Genomic DNA, 23,098 nt, shown 5'->3' with positions numbered 1-23,098 from the left:
TGCGGTTTTGTCGGGATAAATGCGCTCGCTGACGGGCATAGGCTCAACGGTGACGGAGGTTAGCAGAAGAACAAAGCCGATCAGCATGGTGCCTCCGGGGGCGTTGTTGTTAGGGCACTCAGTGCTATCTTGGCAGCCTCCATCATCTGGCCACGCGTTAGCGGGTTGCCGGTAGGGTTGACAATAAACAGCCGAAGCAGGGCTGCCAGTAACTCTTTTTCTTCACTCAGCATCACTGGACCTCTTGATCTGTTTCGGTAGCTTGATCTCGTAGTTGAGAAATATGGAATTCGGCATTTAGCTCAATGACTTCGAGAGACTTCGCCACCATCGATGTCGGGTAGTCGCTGGCAAGCTTGCGGCAATACTCGAGGAATGACTGAACACCTTCGGCCTGGGCATCTAAATGCTGTGAAGCAGCAGCAAGGTTATTCAGCTGGCGCTCGAGTAATTCACGTTCAGTGAGTAGCGCCTGATAATCCTTGAAGTAAACCACCGGGCCATCGTCATCATGCAGCAGGCCATGGCCGACGACGGAATAGCGCTTTACGGTATGGCCTAGGCTGGAGGGACGCTTAGTAACCATGCTGCTCTCCTTTCAGGTTTTGATAGCGCTGCAGGAACAGAACCTGTGCCTGCCGGGGCATCAGCGGCGAGATCATCATGGGCGATGGCTCGATACCTTCAAGCTGGGTGAATACAGGCCCGTCCTCCAAGTCGAAATCACGGCGCTCTGTCGCCAGCATCACCAGATCCGCATATTTCACCTCGCGGCTTTTAGCCTCAGGTAGGCCGAACTTTTGAATGATTGCGGCCTCTACTCGACCCAGAATTGCCTGGTAATCCGGCAGAAGCGCTTTCAGCGGAGAGGAAATATCATTGCAGTAAGCTTCTGCGGCGTCGTGCAGCAGCGCTTCCATCGCCAACTGCGGCGGTACCAGATAGCTGGTCATCACAGAATGCTGCGCCACGCTGTAGAAGTGATCGAGGTGGCCGGTGAAGCGGCAGATGTTTGAAAGCGATGCGGCGATATCCTCAATGCAAATTGATTCAGGATCGATGTTCAGAAAGTCGAAATGCTTACCAGAAAGCGTGCGGATCAGGCTCATTACATATTCCTAAGGCAAAAGGGGAGGCAGCCGCGTAGAGGCCTACGCGGTGGGGTGAACGGTTAACAAAAGTGACTGGGGTTGGTAAATCCTAGAACGGGATATCGTCGTCCCAGTCTTGCGCTGGCGGCTGTTGAGCGCCATTAGCACCGGCGTTCTGGGCAAGTCGCGAGAGATTGCCCGTCGGGGCGGGTTGCTGCGGCTGACCCCATCCACGACTCATCTGCGTTGCTGCCCCCTGCTGGCGCTCATCTTTGTCTTTCATCGTTTCACAAAGGTGGTCTATCGTTTTGGCAGGTTCGTTGGCAGCATGCTCTGAATAGGTTTTGCGGGTTCCTGGCTGGAATACATGGCGAACTTCGAACTTATAGCCTTCTCCGCCATCGGTTTTGGTGTAGAGAACCTTCTGCAACATCAGGCCCACTTTCTTACCTATGAGCGCTGGGTTAGTCCAAACGATGCCCTCTTGCGTTTGCTGCTGCACCGGCTGCGCATCTTTCACCTGGCATGCCCATAACAGCGAACTGATCAGGCCGAGCCCGAACGTAGGCGCGCCATCTTTGCCGCAATAGTTAATTCGGAGGTAATTGGCTTTTGCTCCATTACTATCAAGGCTGATTTCCAGCGCTTGCGACTGGCTACCATCTTTGCCGAACGAGTAAATAGCAGAGGAGATAATCCCCTCATAAGCGCCGGTTTCGGAAATGCCGCCAGCCGTGCCGGCTGTTTTAGCCAGCTCTGCAGCTTGCGCATTCCACACAAAGCCCATAGGTATAGGTTGCTGATTCATTGCATTGATCCTTATAAATCGGTCATAAATTCAGTGATGGCGGTATCAACCGCGTGGAGGTCGTTGTCCATTTCAGTCAGCGCAGGGAACATATCTGGCGGCGCTTTCGCGGTATCGTGGTCATCGCCTTTGATCAGAAAGACGTGTTTTCCGTCCTTCTTGATGCAGCGCAGTACGATTGAGAAATAGCCTTCCGGCGTTAACTTCTCATTCAGCATTTTGCCAATCGTCTTCATGCGAACTTTCCCGTCGCTCTCCTCTGTGTGGCAAAGAAAGTAAACACGGAAATCATCGGGTAATAAGGTTGCTGCGGTAATTAGCTGCCATACGTGGTCTGCCATTTCCGTGAACTTCTGAAAGCCGGTCTGATAGGCGCGCATCATGTTTTCGTGTTGCATGACCACTTGAAAATCGTCGATTATCAGCACGCGTTTCGTGGGGTGGGTACCGAACCGCGTGATGAGCTCGCCAATACGGTTCCAGTCATCAAAACGGAAAATGTTGCCATGCTGGCGCGTTCCGTCTCCCAGCACCTTGCCGTGGAGCTTCCAGCCAGTTGACCTGAAAGGAAGCAATTTAGGGATGCATTGCAGCAAAATGGTGTTGTCGGGTTGAACGTTGCGCAGGCTGTAAGTCTTGCCTGCACCTGAATCCCCCAGAATCAAAACAGGCGTGCCCATATCAGCGCTCCAGGTAATTAATGGTTAGTTCCATGCGAGGCACATTCCGACAACCACACAAACAGAGATAAGCACCGGGGCCAGCCAGATACGGCGGCGGGGGTGGAAGTCAGCGCCCGTCAGGCGATGTTTGAACTGCAGGCGTTCAATGGGGTTCATGAAATCACTCCTTGCTGATGAGGTGTGGCGCGCTGGCGCAGTAAGTGCTGTGCTGCGTTGGCTCAAAAAAAAGCCCCCGAGGCGGGGGCAAATCAACACACAGCAATAACGTTGTTACGGGAGTTCACAACGGGGAGGGCACTGGCTGATCAGCGTGGCTATCAGGGATTGATAGGGAACTGCAGTGCCCTTTCCGTTGTGCGCCGGGGTGATGCCCGGCATCGTGCCGCCTTTACTTTTAAGCCCAATGTACTGCTGCGGTTCTCCGGGCTGCCCTGGTGAGGCGTTAAACTTGAGCCTGCTTTTCCTGGTGTCGGATAAGCTTGATTGCGTGATGAGACTGCATTTTTTCTAAAGCTTCCGCTTGTTGTTCAAGAGGTAGCATGTAGAAAATTTCAACGGCACAGCCTTGCATACCGCCATCCATTTCAGTCGTGAAGGTTGGGAGCCAGCACTTAACTTTTGCGGAGTAGGGAGGTTTCTTTGCAGCCATGGTTTTCTCCAATTATTACGGCAACATGCCGCGAATTCTCTTTGATGCTGCGCTGGCGCACCCCAAAGAAAACTTAATCACCGCTCTGTCCGCCGCATGCCAGGGATGCCTTTACCCCGTGAGGTCAGGGAATGCCTGGGTGCTGAGTTCGGACCTCTCGGCCGCCAGCTCGGTGATTGTTGGTTAGTTTGTTAAAGAGCATCAGCTTGATGCGGTGGGCTGCGTCGTGCTGTGACTGAAATATATTGCGCCAAGCGCATATGCGTCAAGCGCATAAAGCAAGATGTGATTATTCTCTGGAGGGTTTTGAGCCTTAACTTTCTGAAAAGTCTGAGATAAAAAATTATGAGATTTTTTGCGAGGGAAACAAAAAAGCCCGCATCAGCGGGCTAGGAGTTTGGCGGTTGTATTAACCGTGGCGGCGGAACTGTTGTGACTGGCTGAGCATGACCCTTCCAGAAACGTGCAGCATTTCGGCTTCATCAAGCGAAATTGTCCACTCGCGGTACTTACTGTTATCAGATATGACAATTAGGTCAGTTTTAACTTTCTGCAAGCGCTTGACGAAGGTATCACCATTAAAGTCAAAGACATAAATGCCATCACCATCGAAATAATTAACGCGTTGGTCTACGAAAATCAGGTCTCCTGGCTCAATCGTCCCTTGCATGCTGTCGCCGCGAACATTGATTAGCTTTACCATTTCCTGAGGGACAGAACCAAAAATCAGCTTCGCGTGTTCAGGTTCGTACTCAATTGATCTAATAACTTCAACAACATCTCTTGACGGCGAACCACTACCGGCACTTGCAGATACTTCGAGCACTTCCACCCTGAACACATCATTCCTCCGAGAATCTAACAAAGATCTTACACTGTATAAATCAACAGTATCATTTAAGTTGTCGGAAGAAAATAGTTCTGCGGCAGGCACTTGTAGCGCAGCGGCGATTTTTTTTATCTGGGCGTCACTGTATCCCTGTTTACCTCGCTCTAAGCGAGACAGGTTCCCCACATCGCTTTCCGCAAGCAATGCCAGTTCGGACAGGGTTAACTTTTTCGCCTTGCGGATTTGGCGAATTTTATCTCCAACATTCATGAGCACATTTGAATCCATTTATGCGTCCCTCGCAAAGCGTGTTGCGCAAATTTACCGGATGCCATATTATGCGTTCAGCGCATTTAATGAGGGCGTGAAATGCAAAATATGCGAACACCACTACGCGTTATGCGTGAGGCGAAGGGCCTAACAATCAGCGAAGTTGCCTTGGCAGTTCAAATTGATGTGGGAAATCTGAGCCGCATAGAACGAGGGATTCAGGTTACCTCTATCGAGACTGCGGAAAAAATTGCTGATTTCTTCAACCGAAAAATTAGCGAAATGCAGATTCTTTATCCGCATCGCTATGCCGAAGGACACAAAGCCGACCAATGATTGAGACATCCGGCGCTGACTGTTCTGGCTGAGGCCGGGACTGTCAGAACCTGAATAACTTAATGGAGAAATTTAAATGCGTTCATCAGCAATAACCAGCAATTCAGTTCATCTGAAATGCAAACCTGAAGTACTGGAGAGCTATTTTCACCAACAAGTGCTGGCGCGAGGTAATAAGCCACTGGCATTGGATATGGGGATTCATCCATCCGGCTTGAGCCGTACAAAGATGCGAATGGTTGGTCTTGCATGTCGACTGATCTGCCAACTTGGCTTGCCAGATGACTGCTTATTCTCAGCAGACGAGGGTAAAAGCGTTGTATTGCGGGGTGAGTTAGCCGCGAAGCTGCTTTCCATGCTTGAGCATTTAAAAATGCCAGCCGAGGGAATCGATGGATGAAAGGTTCGTTGAGACTAATCAGACCTATAGCGATCGACGCGGTATCAGAGTGTGCGTTACTCGTTATGACAGGCAAAACCGGCAAATCATTTTTATGCGGCCTGGTTACCCGCACGAATGCATGGTGCCGAAATGGTACTTCGAAAAGTATTTCAAGAAAGCAGGGAAAGAAGGCTGAACAGTTGGAGCTGAACAGCCGGGTACTACATTGCTTTGGTCAAGCGAGGTCAATTATGAAACAGAAACGCCATAAGACGCAACCTGAAACTACTGTACATAAAGACATAACCCGTGAAGCCTTTGCTCAGGAAATTAACCCTGAAGTGGGGCGGAAAATGCGCCAGCTTATTGAGCAGATTAAACGTGAGAAATCTGGGCATGAATAACACAGCGGAGATCATTAATTTTCGCGCGCCTGTGCGGCGTGAGGAGCATCGCGTGGCCGATCTTGATGATGGGTATGTCAGGCTGGCAACTCTCATTCTGGAAGAGCTAGCAGGAGCAGATTTAACTAAGCGGCAGTTCAAGGTGCTGCTGGCAGTGATCCGCCTTACCTATGGCTGGAATAAATCCCGCGACAAGATAGCCAACTCTCAACTCTCTGAGATTGCCAAATTGCCAGTTAAAAGGGTGAGTGAAACCCGCGTTCAACTTTTGAAAATGAAGGTATTAACTGCTGCGGGTCATCAGATTGGCATCAATAAAAACGTCTCTGAATGGGACATCCCTCAAAGCGAGGGATTATCCCTCAAATCAGGGGATAAAAAATCCCCTAAAGCAGGGGACGGTAATCCCTCAAAACAGGGGGACTCCATAGACATTATTCCAAAGACAGTAAAAACAGATCCCCCTAAAGCCCCCAAGGGGGAATTTTCGGAGGAGGTAATCTCACAGGCGAAACAGGTCCTGGAGTATTACAACGAGACCACAGGCGCAACCTGTCGTTCTGCAGAGCCTTTTGCCGTTCTGCTCTCTGAAAAGCCTACCCGTGCGGCGTACACCGTCGCTGATTTAAAACTGGTGGTGCTCTGGGTGGCTCGCACCTGGCCGCGTCGCGGCAACAGTGTTGCTAAGCCAGCCAACATCTGCCGGGTAAACCGCTTTGATGGCTACCTGAGCGATGCCGATATCTGGCAGCAAAATACGGTTGATATTGACTGCGGGGCCGTGGTCGAAGCCTGGAACGAAATTACCGAAGGCCGCCTGCCTCCTGCTGAACTTGATCATGACCGCGCTGCGAATATCCGCGAGATGACCGGCCATTTAAAACACAAAACCGTAGAAGCGTTTCGCATGTATTTCTCCGCGTTCATGAGTGATGCGCGCGAATTCCACTTTGGCGGCCCTGATGGCTCTGGCTGGCGCGCCAGCTTCGATTACGTCATGAAGCTGGAAACGCTGCGCAAAGTTCGGGAGAAATCATTGTGATTGAACTCGAAGCCAGTGTTATTGGCAGCTTGCTGATCGGTGGACTTACGCCAAATGCCGTAGACGTGATCAACACTCTGGATGAAAAAGCATTCAAAAATTATTTCTATCAGAGTGCCTACCGCGAAATTAAACGTCAGGCCACGCATAACATGATGATCGATGCGCTGCTCGTTGCCGAGGCGATGGAAAAAGAGCAGGGCAATCACAGTGGCGTGTTTGCCACCGTCATGGAAGCCGCCAGAAATACGCCTAGCGCGGCAAACCTGAAGGGGTACGCGAAGCGACTGGAGGAAAAATACCAGCTACGTCAGTTCATCACGCTAATGGAAGAAAACTACGACAAAGTCTCTGAGGCAGCCACTCATGATATCGCGATGGAGCTCATTCACAGCTTCACCCGCAAACTGATGACCATCAGCCGACCAACTGATGAGCTGTTGCCCGTTCGCCTGGGTGATTTGCTGGATGGGTATATAGACACGCTGGAGAAGCGTGTTTCAGATGGAGATGAGTCTCATACGGTGAAAACCGGGATCGAGGGACTGGATAATCTCACCGGCGGTCTGAATGACACCGATTTCATCATTATCGCTGCGCGTCCGGGTATGGGTAAAACAGAGCTGGCGCTGAACATCGCGGAGCAAGTCGCTAAACGCTTCGTCACTCTGGGCAGTGAAAAGGTGAGTCGCGGTGTGCTGATCTTCAGCATGGAAATGCAGGGCGAACAGATTGTTGAGCGCCAGCTAGCCAACACATCAAACCTGTCTATCTCTAAATTGCGCAAAGCGCAGCAACTTGAGGATGAGGACTGGGCGCGAATCTCTATGGGAGTCGCTCAGCTGGCTAACCTGGATGTGTGGGTAGTCGATGCTACCGATCTGAGTATTGATCAAATCCGGGCCATCGCCACGAGGCACAAACGCAATTATCCGGGGCTTTCTCTCATCATGGCCGACTATCTCGGCCTCATTCGCAAGCCATCTGCAGAACGTAATGATCTGGCGATCGGTGAAATCACTCGCGGCTTGAAAACCATGGCGATGGATTTGCGCACGCCTGTTGTCTGCCTGAGTCAGCTTTCCCGTGACGTAGAGAAGCGCCCAAACAAACGCCCTGTAAACGCGGATCTGCGTGACAGCGGCAGCATTGAACAGGATGCAGACGGCATCTGGTTTATCTATCGGGACGGAGTTTACAACCCTGACAGCCCTGCGGCCCACCTGGCGGAAATCATCGTGGGTAAAAACCGCCATGGTGAGCAGGGCGTGGTGTATCAGGAATTCCGTAACGGCCATTTCATAGACACCGACCAGGCTATCGCGGCGCAACTGGCGCGCGCGAAACCAGCCTATGGGGGTAACTCAAGGAGAGATGATTTTTGATCCAGACATTCAACATCTGCCCAGTGGCTAAACCTCGAATGACGCAACAGGACAAGTGGATAAAGCGACCGGAGGTGATGCGGTACCGTGCCTATTGCGTAGAGGTTCGGCTTAACCGCATTCAGCTGTCAGAAGAAGGGCAGCACATCAGGTTCGTTATTCCAATGCCTGCAAGCTGGAGCAAACGTAAACGGGCTGAATTAAACGGGAAACCACACAGGCAAAAGCCAGATGTGGACAACCTGCACAAGGGGCTAATGGATGCCATCCTGGACGACGACAGCGGCGTGTGGGATGTGCGGATTAGCAAAGTATGGGGGGAAACTGGCTGCATCGAAATTATTGATTCACTGTAATCAGCATAAGCATTTTATCAGGGAAATGAGTGCGGCCCTATTGCTGGCGCTGCGTGCTAATAAACCGTGCCTGAGCTACCAAGCAGGGCCACAAGAGAGAAAGGGCTGGTAAAGCATGACGGCACAGTATTTAGAGTTTGTCCGCCAGCAGCTGATTATTGCCACTGCGGATCTGAGTGGGGCAACTAAGGGGCAGTTGCAGGCATGGCTTGAAGATGCGCAGTTTTCCACAGGCCGGTTTAAGCGCAAAAAAACGAAGATTGAGGACGAAGTGACAGGACAACTTATCACGCTTGATAACCCACCGATTCCGGGCAAGCAGTCCCGCGCAAAGGGGTCAGCCATCGCGCTGGTGCAGCCGGTCGAATTCACTACCTCATCATGGCGGCGTGCGCTGCTGGCACTGGATGATCCGCACAAAGCGTGGTTGCTCTGGATTTATAGCGAAAATACCGGATTCGATTATCAGGTAGCGATAACTCAGTGGGCCTGGGATGCATTCCGCGTGCAACTGGAAGGGCGGCGCATTGCCGCTAAAACCTTAACGCGACTTAAAGCGTTGGTATGGCTGGCGGCGCAGGATTTAAGGTCTGAAATCATGGGTCGTGAAACGCTCGAGTACAAAAAGCTGGCGCAGCTGATGGGGATCACTGCAATGGCATGGACCAAAACTTTTACTGAACACTGGTTGGTGTTGAAAGGCATTTTCAGGCAGATGGATAGCCATGCGCTTAAAGCTGTATCGAATGTGAGGTCAAAGCAAAAAGCGGGTAACTTTCAACCGCTTCTTGTAAAAGTAGATTGAAACAGCTATATTTCGGTCAAATTTGATATGTTGTCAAAATTATATCTAACCCGCCTTTGTGCGGGTTTTGTCGTTTTTGGGCTACTTAATTTCTGCGCCAATCTCCTGCATCTTTTTCAGTACGCGCGTTAATTCATCCTCTGAAAGGCTGAGCTGTGCGGCCATGTAAAAAAGAATATGTGGCGAGATAGCACGCGGAGATTCGCCGCCAGTATATTTTCGCCACTGGCTATTACTTGCGACTCCTGCCAAATCTGCCATTTGGTTCCCTGTGTAGCCCAGCGTTTCTTTTAGATTCGTCAGGTCGTCGGTCGTTGGCGGGGAATAGTCGTTAATCAGTCTCATTAGCGCACCTGTAAAAAAGCCCCTTGCGGGGCTTTCGTTAAATCAGTTTGAGAAACACGGTTGCTATTGCAGCCCCTGCACCTAGCAGACCAGATGCGACAACTACCGGATACCAGCGAGATTCGCTATTTATCTTTGAAGTTTCAGCAATCAGCTTAGCAATCTCAGCGTTGATTTTTGCTAATTCAGCCTGGGTCATTTCGTGGTTACTCATCGTTCATCCTTTCGGGTTCGGGCTGCGACTTATTCGCTACCTCATGTGAAAGATAATAGCCCCTTTGGTGCTACCTGTCAATTACCCGATGTCACTTTTTTCATCTGACTACTACAGCACCAACCGGCTAACCGGAGGTGATCAAATGGTAAAACTCATGCCTGACAAAATTGCATCAGCAACTAGCTACTGCGTGTCTGGCGCGCTTGTATGTGGAGGTAGCGTGTATCAGTGGGTACAAAACCTCGACTGGAATACGGTGGCGGTGATTAGCGGTATCGTGATCGGTATTGCTACTTTCATCGTTAATGCCTGGTACAAGCGCCAGATGCTTAAGGTTTACAAGGGTGCTGTGGAGCGCGGCATCTTGTCTCCACCCGGCCAGGAGGAGTAGATATGCCTCTGTCACCGGCACTAAGAAAAAAAATTATCGCTGCATCTGTCGGTGGCGCTCTGGCTATCGCGACAGCGGTGATCCCCAGCCTTGAGGGGAAACCGCCAAAACCTTATCGCGATGTTGGCGGGGTCTGGACGGTCTGCTACGGTCATACAGGTAAAGATATCGTGATCGGCAAGACGTACAGCCAGCAGGAATGTCTGGCGCTGCTTAATCGCGATCTGGCGACCGTGGCCGCTCAGATTGACCCGTACATCAAAAAGCCCGTTCCTGAAACCACCCGTGCTGCGCTCTACTCGTTTGCCTACAACGTAGGCGCGAAAAACTTCAAAACCTCAACGCTGCTTTACCGCCTCAATCAGGGTGATACGGCTGGCGCATGTGATCAGCTCAGACGCTGGGTGTATGTGGACGGCGTGAAGTGGAAAGGGCTGGCGAACCGGCGCGAGGTTGAGCGCGATATTTGCCTGTGGAAATGATGCGATGAGCCTGAGCGATATCAAATGGGGCGCTGTCACTATTGCAGCGCTTGCGCTGGTCATTGTTGGCCTAGCCGTCACGGTGAAGATTCAGCACGCCAGCAACATCATGCTATCAGACCAGAAACAGCAGGCTGAGCGGGATAAAACCACAGCAGAGGCCATCACAGACAATGTGATTACCGCTGTCACTCTCATGAACGATATCTACCGGGCCACCCATGAAAAAAAAGCAAACGTTGCGGCGGCTGCTGGCGCTCGGGTTGTGTCTATCCGAAATCAACTCACCAGCGATGCGTGCGCTAACACCCGTATTGATAGTGCTGCTGTTGAGCAGTTGCGGCAGTACGCGGACGGTTTACGTCAAAGTCCCTTACGTACCGATCAGCAGTGAGCTGACAGCCGACACGCCACAACCCACCATTCCCGACAACATGACCTGGTCGCAGAGCCTGCAACTCAACGTGCTGGCATTCAGCGCGATAGGTCAGTGCAACCTCGATAAAGCGGCGATCCGCAAAATTGAGCAGGAACGGCAGAAATGAACAGATTCCTAACCTAGCTGAAAAGCTGGTTTATTCACACCAAAGAAGAGAAAACACCGATGTCAAAAATCAAATTAGCGCTGGCTGTACTGGCTGGCGTGCTCGCTGATGGTACTACCGCTAACACTCTGACCGTACAGGTTACCAACGATGCTGGCGGCGTGTTGTCCGGGCAAGCCGTGACACTGACGGGTGACAATGGCGTTGTTTTCTCGCGCACTGCGTTGACCACCGATGATAACGGTGCGGCGACCACTGACCTCACCAGCACGATTGCGGGCACTTATCAGGTGACTGCTACCCTGGCGGACGGTACCGCGCAGTCCATCAGCGTTGAGTTCCTGGCGGTGCCAGTGGCCGCTTCGAATGTTGTTCCAGTAGCTGCGACCACCAGCGCTCTGGATGCACTTAAAGCCGACTTCGAAAAAGAGGTTGAGTGGATTCTGCACGGCATTGAAGTGTTCGGCGAAGCTGCCGAGGCTGATCTGGTGGCGCTGCGTAACAAGTTCCGCTGATCATCACAGGGCGCATTTGCGAGTGCGCCCGATGATGAATGAGTATCGAACAGAAATAAAACGATTTGAGGTGGTGATATACTGCTCATGCCATAAGGCTAAAAAACTTGGGGTGAGCATGAAAGACGGAATTTATAAGTTAATTTTCAATACCAACGTTAATTTGAACGGCCAACTGGATGGCATCGTAGTAGTCAATGCTGGCAAGATTAACGGCGGAGATTATGTATGCTTCTACAAGGGTGAGGTGATTGGAACTCAAGCCTTTATCAAATCTACGCCTCACAATCATAAGGACACCACAGCCTTTAACGGTCATTCGCCTTTAGAACTTGAGATTAGATTTGAAGATCATACAAGCCATTATCTCTTTAAAGGCCATCTTAAGGATGATCCGAAACAAGTTATTCACGGCCAACTAAACTATTTAAGTTCGCTAGCTTAACTAACTGAAACCGCCTACGGGCGGTTTTTTATTGGAGCAACAATGGCAAAACCGGACTGGGGAGACCTTCAGCAACGGTTCCTGTCCGAGCATGCTAAAACCGGTATTTCTCCCAAAGACTGGTGCGAAGCGCAGGGACTGAATTACACATCTGCGCGCCGTTACATCAAAAAGCCATCTGCGCAAAATTCTGCGCACTCAACTGCGCAAATTGCGCAGCAAAAGCCGACCAGAATTGCGCCAGCGCAGCCCAATTTTACGACCGCAGCGCAGACTGATGTGCACGATATTGATCTGCGCATTTATGGGCTGAGCGAGCAGCAGCTCTTGTTTGTAGAGGAATATTTGATCGACCTGAACCGCACGGCAGCCTACCGCCGGGCAGGTTACAAAGGCGAGGGTAATACCGCCTACGTGAACGCCTCGCGTATGCTAAGAAATGCTAAGGTGAGCCGAGCTGTGCGGGACGTTATGGAAGCGCGAGCGCGGCGGACAGCAATCACCCAGGATGGCGTGCTGCAATGGTGGTGGGATATCGCGACCGCTGACGCCTCCGAACTGACTGAGCACCACCGTGGGTGCTGTCGCTATTGCTGGGGATTCGGTCATCAATATCAGTGGCGCGACATGGTGGAGTTTGAAGAGCAGCGCGTCGAAGCCGCCACACGCAAACAGCGTGAGCCGACAGATCAGGGCGGTTACGGTTATGATGCTGTTCTCGATCCAAATCCAGAATGCCCCCGCTGCAACGGCATTGGACTGAGCCGCACCGTGATCCACGATACCCGCGACACCTCAGGCGCTGCCCGGCGATTATTTGCCGGAGTCAAAGAGGGCAAGTTCGGTATCGAGGTGATTACCCGAAATCAGGACGATGCTCTCAAGATGGTGGCGCAGCACCTGGGCATGGTGAAAACCAGAGCCGAACTGAGCGGCCCTGATGGTGGGCCTATCAAAACTGAGCAGGTAACTATGACGGCAGAGCAGGCCGCCGAGGCGTACCGCAAAATGATGGGCTGATTGCCGAAAACGAGGCGTTGGCCGTCAAAAAAGGCTATGCAATTCTGGGCCGGTTTTATGCACGGTTTATGCACCCGATTTTACCTGGTTTCCCCCTAGAAAACCCCGACAAATAAGCCTCTCGCTGCGTATGCGGTGCGAGTGTATCTTGGCCGGGGCGCAATACGTCTATTATGTTAAATCGCTGCAATTCCTGAGAATTTTTCATGCCTATCCCGTTCCCCTTTGATTTCCGTAATCCCGATTACGGGCAGGTGTTCGAGTGGCGCATGGAGAGGCTACAGCGCATCAGGCAAAACCCTGAGGTGATGCCCGCGCTGCGAGAGTTCTACCGTAACGACCCGGCGCAGTTCATTATCGACTGGGGCATCACTACCGACCCGCGTAACCTCGATTACGGGCTGCCCGTCTCGATACCGTTTCTGCTGTTCCCGAAACAGGAGGAGTGGATTCACTGGATCATGGACCGGCGCGGCCACCATGAGAACGGCATCACCGAAAAGAGCCGTGAAATGGGGCTGAGCTGGACCTCGATCGGCCTGGCCTGTGCGATGTGCCTTTTCAACAAAGAAATGGTGATCGGCTTCGGTTCCCGTAAAGAGGAATACGTGGACAGTACCGGCGACCCAAAGGCGCTGTTCTGGAAGGCACGTAAATTCGTTGAGATGTTGCCCGTGGAGTTTCGCGGCGACTGGAACGCGAAGAAGCACGCGCCTTACATGCGTGTTGAGTTCCCCACAACCGGCGCTGTGCTCAAAGGCGAGGCGGGTGACAACATCGGACGTGGTGACCGAACCACGCTCTATTTCGTGGATGAGGCCGCATTTCTGCAGCGCCCGATGCTTATTGAGGCGTCACTCTCACAAACCACGCGCTGCCGCATCGACCTCTCATCGGTCAACGGCATGGCGAACCCGTTCGCACAGAAGCGCCACGGTGGCCGCATACCGGTATTCACCTTCCACTGGCGCAGCGACCCGCGCAAAGACGATGCCTGGTACCGGAAGGAGTGCGAGAAGATTGATAACCCGGTTGTTGTGGCGCAGGAACTTGACCTGAATTACGCTGCATCAGCGGAAGGCGTGCTGATCCCGAGCGACTGGGTGCAGGCTGCCATCGATGCGCATGTGAAGCTGGGCATTGAACCCACTGGCAAGCGCTTGGGTGCAATGGACGTGGCCGACGAAGGGCGCGATAAAAACGCCTTGTCTACCCGTCATGGCTTCCTGCTGGAGAACGTGCGCGAGTGGTCTGGCGTGGGCAGCGATATCTACGGATCGGTAGAGAAGGTGTTCGGCTACTGCGAAGAGGACCGGCTCGAAGAATTCCGCTTCGATGAGGACGGGCTGGGGGCTGGCGTTCGTGGTGACGCGCGCGCCATCAATGAGCTGCGTAAAGCGGCGAGACGGCCCATGATACTGGCTACGCCATTCCGTGGCAGCGGCGGGGTTTTCGATCCTGACGATGAAGCGGTGCGCGGCGATAACGGCCAGGCGGCCCGACTCAACAAAGATTTCTTTGCCAACGCTAAAGCACAAAGCTGGTGGTATCTGCGCAAGCTATTTCAGAACACCTACCGCGCGGTGGTTGAGGGCATGGCCTACAACCCCGACGAAATTATCTCAATCAGCAGCCTGATGGCCTGCAAAGACAAACTGGTCATTGAGCTGTCCCAGCCAACCTACTCCATTAACGGCGTGGGGAAAGTCACCGTGGACAAACAGCCTGACGGCACCAAATCACCTAACCTGGCTGACTCCGTCATGATCAACTACGCGCCAATGAACGCGGATCTGGATATCTGGATGCGCCTGTAACGAGGAAACGATGGGACGTAAGAACAGAGGCAGCGCATCGGCTCCCCAGGCGACAGCGGACAGCTACGATAACTTTATGGCGCGCGTGGGTATGCAGCAGCCTAACCAGCATGCCGCATCGACCTACCGGGCTAACTTTACCAGCCGCAACCGACTGCAGATTGAATGGGCGTACCGCTCATCAGCCATTATCGGCTCTGCCGTGGATGCTATCGCGGATGATATGACCCGCAAGGGCATCCGTATCACCTCAGAAATCGATCCCAAGCATCGCGGCATCATTGAGTCAAAATTTGATGAGCTGGAGCTGTGGGACCGGTTGAACGACACCATCAAATGGTCACGCCTCTACGGTGGTGCCGTGGGCTTTATCATGATCGAGGGGCAGGCACCGATGACGCCGCTGCGACTCGAGACGATTGGGAATGGCCGATTCAAGGGCGTGCTTCCCCTCGACCGCTGGATGATTAACCCGGTCCTGACGCGGCGTATCAAAGAAATGGGCCCGAATCTGGGCAAGCCTGAATTTTACGATGTGGTGACGACTGCTACCGGCATTCCCTCCTGGCGTATTCATCACAGCCGCCTGATCCGCTTCGACGGCGTAACGCTGCCTTACCAGCAGGCTATCACCGAAAACGAGTGGGGCATGTCGGTGGTTGAACGCATCTGGGATCGCCTCACCGCGTTCGACAGCGCCACCATGGGCGCGGCGCAGCTGGTTTACAAAGCCCACCTGCGCACCATGAAGATTAAGAAGCTCAGAGAGCTGATCGCGATGGGCGGCAAAGCCTATGACGCTTTGCTGAAAAATATGGATTTGGTGCGGCTGTATCAGAGCAATGAGGGGTTAACGCTGCTCGATGGCGAGGATGACTTTGAAACGCACCAGTACACGTTTTCCGGGCTGGATGATGTGATCGGGCAGTTCGCGGAGCAAATCAGCGGCGCGGTAGATATCCCTCTGGTGCGTCTCTTCGGCCAGTCGCCGAAAGGATTCTCAACCGGTGATGCTGACCTGGCCAACTACTACGACAAAATTGGTACGCAGCAGGAACGCCGCCTGCGTCATCCGTTGCGCAGGCTGCTGGATATCATCCACCGCTCTGAGCTGAGCCAGCCTCTACCCGATGATTTCACTTTCGAGTTTAACCCGCTCTGGCAGATGTCGGATGTGGATCGCTCCACCGTAGCCGTCAACATGACCAATGCCATCAGCACCGCCCTGAATGATGGACTGCTGACGCAGAAGGCCGCCATGACGGACCTGCGTGAAGCCTCTGATGTGACCGGCATCGGCGCATCGATTACCGATGAGGATATCAACAATGCCGCAGATGAACCGCCGCCGGGGATCGGGGGTGATGACGACGAAAAGCCTGTCGAAGCAGGCGGAGATCCAGTATCGAACCAGCCTACGCAAGATAGCGCAAGCCGTGGGGGATATCGTAAGTGGCGGCTACGATGGTTCAAATGACAGCGTCACGGAAATCATGGATGCGCTCGATGCTTACAGTCAAAAAATTGAAGGCTGGGCTGGCCGCGTAGCCACGCGCTTTGCGGACACTATCGCCAGGCAGAACGAGCATGAATGGAAGCAGAACAGCCAGCATATCAGCGCTGAGCTGCGCCATATCATCCAGAACACCTCTACCGGCCAGGTGATGCAGAGCATCGTCGCCGAGCAAATCAAGTACATCAAATCGCTGCCGCTCGAAGCGGCTGACCGCATTTACGACATCCAGAACCGGGCCATTGAAGCTGTTTCCGCTGGCGGTCGTGCTGCACCGTTTGCGAAAGAAATCGCCGCTTCCGGTGATGTGGCCGCGTCACGCGCCCGGCTGATAGCCCGAACTGAAATAGGCAGGGCGACCACCGCACTCACGCAGGCGCGCGCACTGGCTATCGGTTCCGATGGCTATATCTGGCGCACGGCGGACGATGGCGATGTACGCCACTCGCACGAAGAGATGGAGGGTAAGTTTGTCGCCTGGACTAATCCACCCACGCTGGACGGTCTGACCGGCCATGCTGGCGCACTGCCTAACTGCCGGTGCTGGTGTGAAGTCGTCATCCCCGATAAATAACGAGCCGCAGCAATGCGGTTTTTTTTGGCCTGAACCGGGCAGGAATGCATGAAATATCTGTTTAACACCCGTCTGGGTGATACCCGCTTTCGCCTGAGCGATGGCTCATTGCTTTGCAAGGATGTGCCGATCGCCAGAACCGGTAGCCAGCTCTATTCCGCTGATGACCTGCCGAATCTGGAAGCAGACAGTGATGGGGAAATCGTGGTTGAGCGCACGCCTGATGAGGTGTTCAGCCCGGAGACGCTGGCCTCCTTTGAAGGCATGACGGTGACGATCCTCCACCCGGAAGATGACGCCGGAAACATTAAGTTCGTGGACCCGGAGAACTGGCGCGAGCTGGCCGTGGGCCACGTCCAGAACGTCAGGCGCGGCACTGGCAGCCAGTCAGACCTCACTATCGCTGACCTCATCATCAAAGATGAGGCGGCCATCGGCTATATCGAAAGCGGTCTGCGCGAGGTGTCATGCGGTTATGACGCTGAGTATAAGCAGACCGGTGCGGGTAAAGCGAAACAACACCAGATCACTGGTAATCACGTGGCTCTAGTCCCAAACGGCAGGGCCGGTTTACGTTGCGCAATTGGAGACAGAAACACGATGGCAACTACCAAAAAAAGCTGGATCACGCGCTTTAGACAAGCGATGAAAACCGGCGATGCGGACACCATGAATGAACTGCTTGAATCGGCCCCGACGGGCGATGAAGGCGATTTACCTCAGGGTGTTAACCTAAATATCAACCTGAGTCCGCAAAATCCTATGCCGGATAAGAACCCGGAAATGGGCGGCCAGGCTACCGGGGATGACAACGCAGAGGTACCCGCCTGGGCACAGGCATTAATCGCTCGCCTCGATGCGCTGGAGGGGAAAACCGGTGATGGCAATGATCCGGAAAAGAACCTGACGGGTGACAGTGACCCCGAGGAGAAGGATGAGAAAGAGGAGACCGCTACCGGTGATGCTGCGTATCGTGCCGAACTCATCCTGCCGGGCATTGACCTTAAACAGGCGATGAAGCCGACAGCCTTCAAACGCCACGTTCTGGCTACTGCCGATCAGTCACTGGTACGTCAAATCGTAGGCGATGCGGCAATCAAAACGTTGAATAAGTCGGTGGTGGATATGGCGTTTACCGCTGTCTCCGAGCTGGCGAAAAGTCGCAATACTGCCGCACAGCGCACCGCTGATGCCGCCCAACGTACCACCGACTCCATCTCATCCCTCAACCAGCGCAACCAGGAATTCTGGGCTAAACGCTAAGGATCACTATGACATCAATTCTTCTCCGGATGCCTGTGGGCATTGCCGGTGCCATTTCACGTCCGCAGGACCTGACCGTTGAGCCAGCACTGCTGGATGCCACGCTGGCGTTTCCTGACTATGGCCTGCCGGGCAAATTCACCGGCAACAGCTTTGTGCCGCTGGTGGCCGGTGATACGGCAGCCGCTATTACGGGCTTCCTGGTGCGCCCTTATCCAACCACTAGCAACGCCGATTTTAATCACCAACTGGCCTCAGGCGGTGATCTGACCGGCGGCCTGCGTACCGGCGACATCCTCAAGCGCGGTTACATGACCGTGAACGTGGGTGCAGACGCCACAGGTATCACCCGTAACGCCCCTGTGTATTGCAAGCTGGCTGGCGGTGCGCTGACGCCGGATGCGCCAGCCGAGGGTGATGCCACGGTGGTGGCCGTTCCGAACGCTGTCTTTACCGGTGCCGGTGATGCAGACGGCAACGCTGAAATTTCTTACAAGATTTAAGGATCAACCATGCAGACTTTTGACCAACGCACCGTAGACGGTACTGGTGCCTTCCTGGTTGGTGAGCTTGAACGCCTTGACCAGACCCTGAACGCTCCGCTGGTGGCGTACACCTGGAGCCGTGACATTCAGTTACGCGAAGATGTGTCGATTGCCGACGACATCTCCAGCTGGACCAACACCAGCTTTGCCGCTGCCGGTTCAGGTGCGAACCCAAACGGTAAGAACTGGGTGGGCGCGAACTCCACTGCGATCGCTGGCGTAAATATCGATATTGATAAACTCGGCCTCCCGCTGAACCTGTGGGGCATGGAGCTGGGCTGGACCGTGATTGAACTGAACGCCGCGCAGCAGGTCGGTCGTCCGATTGATGCCCAGAAATATGACGGCATGCAGCTGAAATGGCAGATGGACAACGATGAGCAGGTCTACATCGGCGACACAGACAAAGGGCTGAAAGGGCTGCTTACGCTGGCAACCGGTACCGGCAAAGTGGGCCTGACAAATGCGGTTAAGACCTGGGTAACGTCAACGGCAGACGAGATCCGCCAGTCGGTGAATACCGTATTAACCACCGCCTGGAAAAACTCGGCTTACTCGATGGTGCCGACTGACCTGCTGTTGCCGCCGGAGCAGTACGCGCTGCTGGCAAGCACCATTGTGTCAGAAGCGGGTAACCAGTCACTGCTGACCTATCTCTCTACCAACACCATTGCCTATCACCAGAACGGTCTCCCGCTGAACATCCGCGCCGTGAAGTGGCTGAAAGGCCGTGGCGTGGGCGGTACCGATCGCATGCTGGCATATACCAACGACAAAAAGTTTGTCCGCTTCCCGCAGGTACCGCTACGCAGCATCCCGATCCAGTATCGCGGCCTGTACCAGCTGGTGACCTACTACGGCAAGCTGGGTGCTGTTGAACCGGTTTACCCGGAAACGCTGGCCTATATGGACGGCATCTGATCCACTGATTCAGCCCCGAAAGGGGCTTCGCAGGAGCCATCATGGCTAAAAAATCACAGGTAGAAATTCTGGTGCACACCCCGTTCACGTTCAACGCGCCTGGAGGAGAAGTGACGGAATTCGGCACCGGGCGGATCGCCGTAGACAAAGACGTTGCCGAGCACTGGTTCGTGAAAGCGCACTCCGACCAGACGGGGACGGTCACGGCGAGTGGCAGCGATGAGGAATTGCTGGCGCAGATTCAGACCCTGAACACGCAGCTGGAACAGCAGGCCAAACTGATCACCGAACAGGCTGAGCAGATCGAGGCCAAAGATAAGGCGCTGGCGGTGTTAACTGCCGAGAATGAGGCGCTTAAGGCAGGAGGCGATGGCAAAAAATAATTCACTCCCTTCCGTAGCCGATTTCCGCACCGCCTACCCCCAGTTCGCTGACACAGCCAAATTTCCCGATCTGCAGGTGACATTACGTCTCACCCTGGCGGATAACCTGCTCAATGAGAAGGTCACCGGTACCGAGATGTTCCCGTATTTCGTCAAGCTGTTTGTGGCGCATTACATGGTTCTATGGGCGGCAGACAGTCGGGCCATGGCGACCGGCGGCGCGGGCGGTTCAACTAACGGCGTGCAATCGTCGAAGTCCGTGGACAAGGTCAGCGTCAGCTATGACACCGGCGCAACGCTAAACCCGGATGCCGGTTTCTGGAACAACTCACGTTATGGCGCGGAGTTCTGGCAGCTCATCATGATGTTCGGGGCCGGAGGTCGGCAGCTATGAAATCAGGCCTGACTATCCGCGCGGACAATCTGCAGGACGTGCTGGATGCCCTGAAGCAACTGGGCAATAAGGATGTGCTGGTGGGTATACCCTCAGACCGCGCGGAACGTCAGGACGGCATGGAAATCAATAACGCGGAGCTGGGCTACCTGCACAGCTTTGGCGGGACGATCCGCGTGCCGGAACACACGACCACGCTTTACCGGCAGGTTGACGGTGAGGGCAATTTTAAACACGGCGGCAAGTTTGTTCAGCAGTCGAAAAGCAATTTCGCCACCGATCACAAGGTTGCCTCCTACACCGTGTCGCTGCCGCCGCGCCCGTTTCTCGAAATGGGGATCGCCAGCTCGCGCGTGAAAACGACCGACCTGTTAAAGCAGGCCGCTGGCGCAATGCTCAGCGGTAACGCCGCGCAGGCCGAAATCATGCTCAACCGGGCCGGTATGGTGGCATCGCAGGCGGCAAAGCAGGTGATTACCGCTGGTGACCAGCTGACGCCGCTCTCTGAACGCACCCTGCAGGCGCGGCGAAGCCGGGGCCGCACCGGTACCAAACCACTCTATGACACCGGGCAGCTGCTGCGCTCAATCACCTACGTTGTGAGGGATAAAAATGCCTGACTTAGACGTCTCAGACGTACTTTTCGATCCTGACTTCTGCAACACGTCACTGAAGGTAACGCGGCGCACCATGACGGTGGATGCTGACGGCAACGGTCACAACGCGCTGGTTACCGCGCCATTCAGCGGCGTGGTAACGGTGGATAAATCGCTGGAAAGTCGCCGGATGGAAAGCGGGCAGGTTGTGCACGGTGCAATTCTGATCGTGACCGCGGAACGCCTTACGCAGGGCCAGACGGGCCATGATGCGGATATCGTCAACTATCAGGGGCGAGACTACCGCGTTTCTTTCGTGGACCCGTACACAGAGTATGGGGCCGGATTTGTGCAGGCCCACTGTGAGCTGATGCCGTTTGACGGGGGTACGCCGGATGAGTGACAACACCTCCGGCCAGGCAGGGTGGATTCAGCCGGTTGAGGTGGTGGGGGATTACGATCAGTCTCTGGATATCCTTCTCAGCCGCTGGGTGCGATACGTCTCTGGCCTGGCTGACGGGATGGTGCGTGCGCGATGGCAGCCGGATCAGCCAGCGTTGCCGCCCGTCACCACGAACTGGTGCGCTTTTGGGGTGATGGATATTACTGCCGACAGCGGCCCGGCGATGGTCAACCAGACCGATAGCGCCACCGAATCATGGCGTCATGAACTTATTGACGTCCTGGCGTCATTTTACGGGCCGTCCGGCCAGCAGTATGCGTCACGTTTTCGCGATGGCATTGCCATCAGCCAGAACAACGCGGCGCTCAACGAATTTAACCTCACGCTCGCTGACTGCGACAGCATCCGCTCTGCGCCTGAACTGCTTAATAACCAGTGGGTGCGGCGCTATGACCTGCGCGTGCAGCTGCGGCGCAAGGTTGTCAGCACCTGGAACATTCAGTCACTGGTGGAAGCGCCAGTTACCTTTATCGGAGAATAACCATGACGCAGGGCTTACCTGTCTCCAACGTTGTGAACGTTGATGTGATCATGTCGCCTGTGGCGGCATCGGGTCGCAATTTCGGATCGCTGCTTATTCTCGGCACCTCTACCATCATCCCTGTGACTGAACGTCTGCGCCTTTATACCGCGCTGATGGATATCGGCACGGACTTCGGTACGGACAGCCCGGAATATGCGGCGGCAACTATCTATTTCAGCCAGTCGCCTGCGCCTACGCAGGTGTATATCGGGCGCTGGGCGAAGACGCTGGCCACTGCTGAATCCGGCTCGGTTGAAACCATGCTGGCGGCGGTGAACGCCGCGCAGGGCTATAACAGCTGGTACGGGCTGGGGATTGCCGACAGTGTTGCGCTGTCCGCCGCTGACGTGCTGTCTGTGGCTGCGGCCATAGAGGCCGATACGGTCACCCGCGTTTTCGCCGTGACAACCGCAGACGGCGGTGTGATCAGCACCACTTCAACGGACGACCTGGCCTCGAAAGTGAAAGCCGCCGGTTACAGCCGAACTTTCGTGCAGTATTCCACCGCCAGTGAATACGCCGCCCTCTCAGCCTTTGGCCGTGCGTTTACCGTGGACTTTACCGGCAGCAATACCACCCTCACACTGAAATTCAAAACTGAGCCGGGTGTGGCCTATGAAACCCTGACCAGCGCTCAGGCGGCGGCGGTGGATGCGAAAAACGCGAACGTCTTCGTGTACTACGCCAACGACAGCGCGATCCTGCAGCAGGGCGTGATGGGTAACGGTGACTTCTTTGATGAGCGTCACGGCCTCGACTGGCTGCAGAACTACGTGCAGACCAATCTGTTTGCTCTGCTCTACGGCTCTACGACCAAAATTCCACAGACCGATGGCGGTAATACCCGACTGCTGGCGAACGTGGAGGCGTCAATGGACCAGGCCGTTACAAACGGGCTAATCGCGCCGGGCGTGTGGAACGGTGGCGCAATCGGCCAACTGGCATCAGGCGACACGCTGACTAAAGGCTATTACGTCTACTCCGCCGGAATGGCCTCTCAGGCGCAGGCCGATCGTGAGAAGCGTAAAGCGCCGACGATTCAGGTGGCCTGCAAACTGGCTGGCGCGGTGCATTATGCCGACGTGCAGATCAATGTAGTTCGCTAA

Annotated in this window: 35 protein-coding genes; 26 read left to right on the top strand and 9 right to left on the bottom strand. The window is 54.3% G+C overall.

From position 1 onward, the window contains the following. Positions 1-232 precede the first annotated feature (232 nt). From F3J40_RS01505 to F3J40_RS01480, 7 genes are all read right to left on the bottom strand, one after another. Positions 233-586: a hypothetical protein gene (locus F3J40_RS01505; protein ID WP_167012233.1), complete on the bottom strand. Its 354-nt coding sequence runs from the start codon at positions 584-586 to the stop codon at positions 233-235. Beyond that, the gene (locus tag F3J40_RS01500; RefSeq protein WP_167012231.1) at positions 576-1,109 is read right to left on the bottom strand and encodes an HD family hydrolase; all 534 of its coding nucleotides are present in this window, start codon (positions 1,107-1,109) and stop codon (positions 576-578) included. The genes F3J40_RS01505 and F3J40_RS01500 overlap by 11 nt, the downstream gene beginning before the upstream one ends. A gap of 91 nt (positions 1,110-1,200) precedes the next feature. Continuing rightward, the gene (locus F3J40_RS01495; protein WP_167012229.1) at positions 1,201-1,899 is read right to left on the bottom strand and encodes a single stranded DNA-binding domain-containing protein; all 699 of its coding nucleotides are present in this window, start codon (positions 1,897-1,899) and stop codon (positions 1,201-1,203) included. An 11-nt stretch (positions 1,900-1,910) separates the two neighbouring features. Continuing rightward, positions 1,911-2,579 (bottom strand): ATP-binding protein, encoded by a 669-nt coding sequence (locus F3J40_RS01490; RefSeq protein WP_167012227.1) that lies wholly within the window; start codon positions 2,577-2,579, stop codon positions 1,911-1,913. Positions 2,580-2,603: 24 nt separating this feature from the next. After that, positions 2,604-2,738, bottom strand: coding sequence for a hypothetical protein (locus F3J40_RS25025; RefSeq protein ID WP_255464825.1), 135 nt, complete (start codon positions 2,736-2,738; stop codon positions 2,604-2,606). A gap of 286 nt (positions 2,739-3,024) precedes the next feature. Beyond that, positions 3,025-3,231, bottom strand: a complete 207-nt coding sequence (locus F3J40_RS01485; protein WP_167012225.1) for a hypothetical protein — start codon at positions 3,229-3,231, stop codon at positions 3,025-3,027. A gap of 409 nt (positions 3,232-3,640) precedes the next feature. Continuing rightward, positions 3,641-4,330 (bottom strand): XRE family transcriptional regulator, encoded by a 690-nt coding sequence (locus F3J40_RS01480; RefSeq protein WP_167012913.1) that lies wholly within the window; start codon positions 4,328-4,330, stop codon positions 3,641-3,643. A 99-nt stretch (positions 4,331-4,429) separates the two neighbouring features. Between F3J40_RS01480 and F3J40_RS01475 the strand changes: the two genes are divergently transcribed. From F3J40_RS01475 to F3J40_RS01440, 8 genes are all read left to right on the top strand, one after another. Continuing rightward, a complete protein-coding gene (locus tag F3J40_RS01475) occupies positions 4,430-4,666 on the top strand; it encodes a helix-turn-helix domain-containing protein (RefSeq protein ID WP_369410904.1) in 237 nt (78 codons plus the stop codon). Between the two features lie 76 nt (positions 4,667-4,742). Further along, on the top strand, positions 4,743-5,066 hold the full coding sequence (locus F3J40_RS01470; protein WP_167012223.1) for a hypothetical protein: 324 nt from the start codon (positions 4,743-4,745) through the stop codon (positions 5,064-5,066). After that, on the top strand, positions 5,059-5,244 hold the full coding sequence (locus F3J40_RS01465; protein ID WP_167012221.1) for a DUF4222 domain-containing protein: 186 nt from the start codon (positions 5,059-5,061) through the stop codon (positions 5,242-5,244). Before F3J40_RS01470 ends, F3J40_RS01465 begins: the two co-directional genes overlap by 8 nt. Positions 5,245-5,299: 55 nt before the next feature. Next, entirely contained in the window at positions 5,300-5,452 is a 153-nt protein-coding gene (locus F3J40_RS01460) for a hypothetical protein (RefSeq protein WP_167012220.1), read from the top strand. Next, positions 5,445-6,494 (top strand): replication protein, encoded by a 1,050-nt coding sequence (locus F3J40_RS01455; RefSeq protein ID WP_167012219.1) that lies wholly within the window; start codon positions 5,445-5,447, stop codon positions 6,492-6,494. The genes F3J40_RS01460 and F3J40_RS01455 overlap by 8 nt, the downstream gene beginning before the upstream one ends. Continuing rightward, positions 6,491-7,879: a replicative DNA helicase gene (locus F3J40_RS01450; RefSeq protein WP_369410903.1), complete on the top strand. Its 1,389-nt coding sequence runs from the start codon at positions 6,491-6,493 to the stop codon at positions 7,877-7,879. The genes F3J40_RS01455 and F3J40_RS01450 overlap by 4 nt, the downstream gene beginning before the upstream one ends. A gap of 38 nt (positions 7,880-7,917) precedes the next feature. Continuing rightward, complete coding sequence (locus tag F3J40_RS01445; RefSeq protein WP_205297161.1) at positions 7,918-8,235, top strand: RusA family crossover junction endodeoxyribonuclease; 318 nt, start codon at positions 7,918-7,920, stop codon at positions 8,233-8,235. 115 nt (positions 8,236-8,350) lie between these two features. Continuing rightward, the gene (locus F3J40_RS01440) at positions 8,351-9,040 is read left to right on the top strand and encodes a bacteriophage antitermination protein Q (protein WP_167012217.1); all 690 of its coding nucleotides are present in this window, start codon (positions 8,351-8,353) and stop codon (positions 9,038-9,040) included. An 81-nt stretch (positions 9,041-9,121) separates the two neighbouring features. On the opposite strand, the gene F3J40_RS01435 is transcribed toward F3J40_RS01440, so the two are convergent. Both F3J40_RS01435 and F3J40_RS01430 read right to left on the bottom strand, forming a co-directional pair. Continuing rightward, a complete protein-coding gene (locus F3J40_RS01435; RefSeq protein ID WP_167012215.1) occupies positions 9,122-9,385 on the bottom strand; it encodes a helix-turn-helix domain-containing protein in 264 nt (87 codons plus the stop codon). 37 nt (positions 9,386-9,422) lie between these two features. After that, positions 9,423-9,599: a hypothetical protein gene (locus F3J40_RS01430; RefSeq protein WP_167012213.1), complete on the bottom strand. Its 177-nt coding sequence runs from the start codon at positions 9,597-9,599 to the stop codon at positions 9,423-9,425. 88 nt (positions 9,600-9,687) lie between these two features. Between F3J40_RS01430 and F3J40_RS01425 the strand changes: the two genes are divergently transcribed. The 18 genes from F3J40_RS01425 to F3J40_RS01340 all read left to right on the top strand — a co-directional run bounded on the left by F3J40_RS01425 (position 9,688) and on the right by F3J40_RS01340 (position 23,098). Further along, a complete protein-coding gene (locus F3J40_RS01425; RefSeq protein WP_369410901.1) occupies positions 9,688-9,993 on the top strand; it encodes a phage holin in 306 nt (101 codons plus the stop codon). Positions 9,994-9,995: 2 nt separating this feature from the next. Next, positions 9,996-10,475, top strand: a complete 480-nt coding sequence (locus F3J40_RS01420; protein ID WP_304623105.1) for a lysozyme — start codon at positions 9,996-9,998, stop codon at positions 10,473-10,475. A 221-nt stretch (positions 10,476-10,696) separates the two neighbouring features. Then, positions 10,697-11,020 (top strand): Rz1-like lysis system protein LysC, encoded by a 324-nt coding sequence (gene lysC, locus F3J40_RS01415; RefSeq protein WP_167012209.1) that lies wholly within the window; start codon positions 10,697-10,699, stop codon positions 11,018-11,020. Positions 11,021-11,079: 59 nt separating this feature from the next. After that, positions 11,080-11,535, top strand: a complete 456-nt coding sequence (locus tag F3J40_RS01410) for an Ig-like domain-containing protein (protein WP_167012207.1) — start codon at positions 11,080-11,082, stop codon at positions 11,533-11,535. Between the two features lie 118 nt (positions 11,536-11,653). After that, positions 11,654-11,980: a hypothetical protein gene (locus tag F3J40_RS01405; protein WP_167012205.1), complete on the top strand. Its 327-nt coding sequence runs from the start codon at positions 11,654-11,656 to the stop codon at positions 11,978-11,980. 42 nt (positions 11,981-12,022) lie between these two features. After that, positions 12,023-13,000 (top strand): terminase small subunit, encoded by a 978-nt coding sequence (locus tag F3J40_RS01400; RefSeq protein WP_167012203.1) that lies wholly within the window; start codon positions 12,023-12,025, stop codon positions 12,998-13,000. A gap of 206 nt (positions 13,001-13,206) precedes the next feature. Then, the gene (locus F3J40_RS01395) at positions 13,207-14,817 is read left to right on the top strand and encodes a terminase large subunit (RefSeq protein ID WP_167012201.1); all 1,611 of its coding nucleotides are present in this window, start codon (positions 13,207-13,209) and stop codon (positions 14,815-14,817) included. A gap of 10 nt (positions 14,818-14,827) precedes the next feature. Further along, complete coding sequence (locus F3J40_RS01390; RefSeq protein ID WP_167012199.1) at positions 14,828-16,294, top strand: DUF1073 domain-containing protein; 1,467 nt, start codon at positions 14,828-14,830, stop codon at positions 16,292-16,294. After that, positions 16,182-16,904: a phage head morphogenesis protein gene (locus F3J40_RS01385; protein WP_167012197.1), complete on the top strand. Its 723-nt coding sequence runs from the start codon at positions 16,182-16,184 to the stop codon at positions 16,902-16,904. The genes F3J40_RS01390 and F3J40_RS01385 overlap by 113 nt, the downstream gene beginning before the upstream one ends. A 48-nt stretch (positions 16,905-16,952) precedes the next feature. Continuing rightward, positions 16,953-18,167 carry a DUF2213 domain-containing protein gene (locus F3J40_RS01380; protein ID WP_167012195.1) on the top strand — a complete coding sequence of 405 codons (1,215 nt, stop codon included), beginning with the start codon at positions 16,953-16,955 and terminating at the stop codon, positions 18,165-18,167. 8 nt (positions 18,168-18,175) lie between these two features. Beyond that, a complete protein-coding gene (locus F3J40_RS01375) occupies positions 18,176-18,670 on the top strand; it encodes a structural cement protein Gp24 (RefSeq protein ID WP_167012193.1) in 495 nt (164 codons plus the stop codon). Between the two features lie 9 nt (positions 18,671-18,679). Further along, positions 18,680-19,633: a DUF2184 domain-containing protein gene (locus F3J40_RS01370; protein ID WP_167012191.1), complete on the top strand. Its 954-nt coding sequence runs from the start codon at positions 18,680-18,682 to the stop codon at positions 19,631-19,633. Between the two features lie 41 nt (positions 19,634-19,674). Next, positions 19,675-20,016 (top strand): STY1053 family phage-associated protein, encoded by a 342-nt coding sequence (locus tag F3J40_RS01365; protein WP_167012189.1) that lies wholly within the window; start codon positions 19,675-19,677, stop codon positions 20,014-20,016. Continuing rightward, complete coding sequence (locus F3J40_RS01360) at positions 20,003-20,410, top strand: DUF4054 domain-containing protein (protein WP_167012187.1); 408 nt, start codon at positions 20,003-20,005, stop codon at positions 20,408-20,410. The genes F3J40_RS01365 and F3J40_RS01360 overlap by 14 nt, the downstream gene beginning before the upstream one ends. Then, a complete protein-coding gene (locus F3J40_RS01355) occupies positions 20,407-21,030 on the top strand; it encodes a phage virion morphogenesis protein (RefSeq protein ID WP_167012185.1) in 624 nt (207 codons plus the stop codon). Before F3J40_RS01360 ends, F3J40_RS01355 begins: the two co-directional genes overlap by 4 nt. Then, positions 21,023-21,409: a head-tail adaptor gene (locus F3J40_RS01350; RefSeq protein WP_167012183.1), complete on the top strand. Its 387-nt coding sequence runs from the start codon at positions 21,023-21,025 to the stop codon at positions 21,407-21,409. The genes F3J40_RS01355 and F3J40_RS01350 overlap by 8 nt, the downstream gene beginning before the upstream one ends. After that, positions 21,402-21,950 (top strand): phage neck terminator protein, encoded by a 549-nt coding sequence (locus F3J40_RS01345; protein WP_167012182.1) that lies wholly within the window; start codon positions 21,402-21,404, stop codon positions 21,948-21,950. Before F3J40_RS01350 ends, F3J40_RS01345 begins: the two co-directional genes overlap by 8 nt. A gap of 2 nt (positions 21,951-21,952) precedes the next feature. After that, entirely contained in the window at positions 21,953-23,098 is a 1,146-nt protein-coding gene (locus F3J40_RS01340) for a DUF3383 family protein (protein WP_167012181.1), read from the top strand.

It is taken from the genome of Candidatus Pantoea multigeneris (genome assembly GCF_011752615.1).
GTDB classification, from domain to species: domain Bacteria; phylum Pseudomonadota; class Gammaproteobacteria; order Enterobacterales; family Enterobacteriaceae; genus Pantoea; species Pantoea multigeneris.
The sequence above is the reverse complement of the archived record's forward strand: the minus strand, read 5'-3'. Positions and strand labels throughout refer to the sequence as shown.

Excerpts from the sequence above, each read along its gene's own strand:
- F3J40_RS01420 (WP_304623105.1), top strand. The coding sequence starts at position 9,996 with ATGCCTCTGTCACCGGCACTAAGAAAAAAAATTATCGCTGCATCTGTC.
- F3J40_RS01455 (WP_167012219.1), top strand. The coding sequence starts at position 5,445 with ATGAATAACACAGCGGAGATCATTAATTTTCGCGCGCCTGTGCGGCGT.
- F3J40_RS01445 (WP_205297161.1), top strand. The coding sequence starts at position 7,918 with ATGACGCAACAGGACAAGTGGATAAAGCGACCGGAGGTGATGCGGTAC.
- F3J40_RS01410 (WP_167012207.1), top strand. The coding sequence starts at position 11,080 with ATGTCAAAAATCAAATTAGCGCTGGCTGTACTGGCTGGCGTGCTCGCT.
- F3J40_RS01480 (WP_167012913.1), bottom strand. The coding sequence starts at position 4,330 with ATGAATGTTGGAGATAAAATTCGCCAAATCCGCAAGGCGAAAAAGTTA.
- F3J40_RS01505 (WP_167012233.1), bottom strand. The coding sequence starts at position 586 with ATGGTTACTAAGCGTCCCTCCAGCCTAGGCCATACCGTAAAGCGCTAT.
- F3J40_RS01400 (WP_167012203.1), top strand. The coding sequence starts at position 12,023 with ATGGCAAAACCGGACTGGGGAGACCTTCAGCAACGGTTCCTGTCCGAG.
- F3J40_RS01470 (WP_167012223.1), top strand. The coding sequence starts at position 4,743 with ATGCGTTCATCAGCAATAACCAGCAATTCAGTTCATCTGAAATGCAAA.
- F3J40_RS01475 (WP_369410904.1), top strand. The coding sequence starts at position 4,430 with ATGCAAAATATGCGAACACCACTACGCGTTATGCGTGAGGCGAAGGGC.
- F3J40_RS01350 (WP_167012183.1), top strand. The coding sequence starts at position 21,023 with ATGCCTGACTTAGACGTCTCAGACGTACTTTTCGATCCTGACTTCTGC.
- lysC (WP_167012209.1), top strand. The coding sequence starts at position 10,697 with ATGAAAAAAAAGCAAACGTTGCGGCGGCTGCTGGCGCTCGGGTTGTGT.
- F3J40_RS01425 (WP_369410901.1), top strand. The coding sequence starts at position 9,688 with ATGTCACTTTTTTCATCTGACTACTACAGCACCAACCGGCTAACCGGA.
- F3J40_RS01380 (WP_167012195.1), top strand. The coding sequence starts at position 16,953 with ATGAAATATCTGTTTAACACCCGTCTGGGTGATACCCGCTTTCGCCTG.
- F3J40_RS01485 (WP_167012225.1), bottom strand. The coding sequence starts at position 3,231 with ATGGCTGCAAAGAAACCTCCCTACTCCGCAAAAGTTAAGTGCTGGCTC.
- F3J40_RS01365 (WP_167012189.1), top strand. The coding sequence starts at position 19,675 with ATGGCTAAAAAATCACAGGTAGAAATTCTGGTGCACACCCCGTTCACG.
- F3J40_RS01500 (WP_167012231.1), bottom strand. The coding sequence starts at position 1,109 with ATGAGCCTGATCCGCACGCTTTCTGGTAAGCATTTCGACTTTCTGAAC.
- F3J40_RS01395 (WP_167012201.1), top strand. The coding sequence starts at position 13,207 with ATGCCTATCCCGTTCCCCTTTGATTTCCGTAATCCCGATTACGGGCAG.
- F3J40_RS01370 (WP_167012191.1), top strand. The coding sequence starts at position 18,680 with ATGCAGACTTTTGACCAACGCACCGTAGACGGTACTGGTGCCTTCCTG.
- F3J40_RS01490 (WP_167012227.1), bottom strand. The coding sequence starts at position 2,579 with ATGGGCACGCCTGTTTTGATTCTGGGGGATTCAGGTGCAGGCAAGACT.
- F3J40_RS01385 (WP_167012197.1), top strand. The coding sequence starts at position 16,182 with ATGACGACGAAAAGCCTGTCGAAGCAGGCGGAGATCCAGTATCGAACC.
- F3J40_RS01405 (WP_167012205.1), top strand. The coding sequence starts at position 11,654 with ATGAAAGACGGAATTTATAAGTTAATTTTCAATACCAACGTTAATTTG.
- F3J40_RS01355 (WP_167012185.1), top strand. The coding sequence starts at position 20,407 with ATGAAATCAGGCCTGACTATCCGCGCGGACAATCTGCAGGACGTGCTG.
- F3J40_RS25025 (WP_255464825.1), bottom strand. The coding sequence starts at position 2,738 with ATGAACCCCATTGAACGCCTGCAGTTCAAACATCGCCTGACGGGCGCT.
- F3J40_RS01495 (WP_167012229.1), bottom strand. The coding sequence starts at position 1,899 with ATGAATCAGCAACCTATACCTATGGGCTTTGTGTGGAATGCGCAAGCT.
- F3J40_RS01460 (WP_167012220.1), top strand. The coding sequence starts at position 5,300 with ATGAAACAGAAACGCCATAAGACGCAACCTGAAACTACTGTACATAAA.
- F3J40_RS01360 (WP_167012187.1), top strand. The coding sequence starts at position 20,003 with ATGGCAAAAAATAATTCACTCCCTTCCGTAGCCGATTTCCGCACCGCC.
- F3J40_RS01390 (WP_167012199.1), top strand. The coding sequence starts at position 14,828 with ATGGGACGTAAGAACAGAGGCAGCGCATCGGCTCCCCAGGCGACAGCG.
- F3J40_RS01430 (WP_167012213.1), bottom strand. The coding sequence starts at position 9,599 with ATGAGTAACCACGAAATGACCCAGGCTGAATTAGCAAAAATCAACGCT.
- F3J40_RS01340 (WP_167012181.1), top strand. The coding sequence starts at position 21,953 with ATGACGCAGGGCTTACCTGTCTCCAACGTTGTGAACGTTGATGTGATC.
- F3J40_RS01465 (WP_167012221.1), top strand. The coding sequence starts at position 5,059 with ATGGATGAAAGGTTCGTTGAGACTAATCAGACCTATAGCGATCGACGC.
- F3J40_RS01440 (WP_167012217.1), top strand. The coding sequence starts at position 8,351 with ATGACGGCACAGTATTTAGAGTTTGTCCGCCAGCAGCTGATTATTGCC.
- F3J40_RS01435 (WP_167012215.1), bottom strand. The coding sequence starts at position 9,385 with ATGAGACTGATTAACGACTATTCCCCGCCAACGACCGACGACCTGACG.
- F3J40_RS01345 (WP_167012182.1), top strand. The coding sequence starts at position 21,402 with ATGAGTGACAACACCTCCGGCCAGGCAGGGTGGATTCAGCCGGTTGAG.
- F3J40_RS01375 (WP_167012193.1), top strand. The coding sequence starts at position 18,176 with ATGACATCAATTCTTCTCCGGATGCCTGTGGGCATTGCCGGTGCCATT.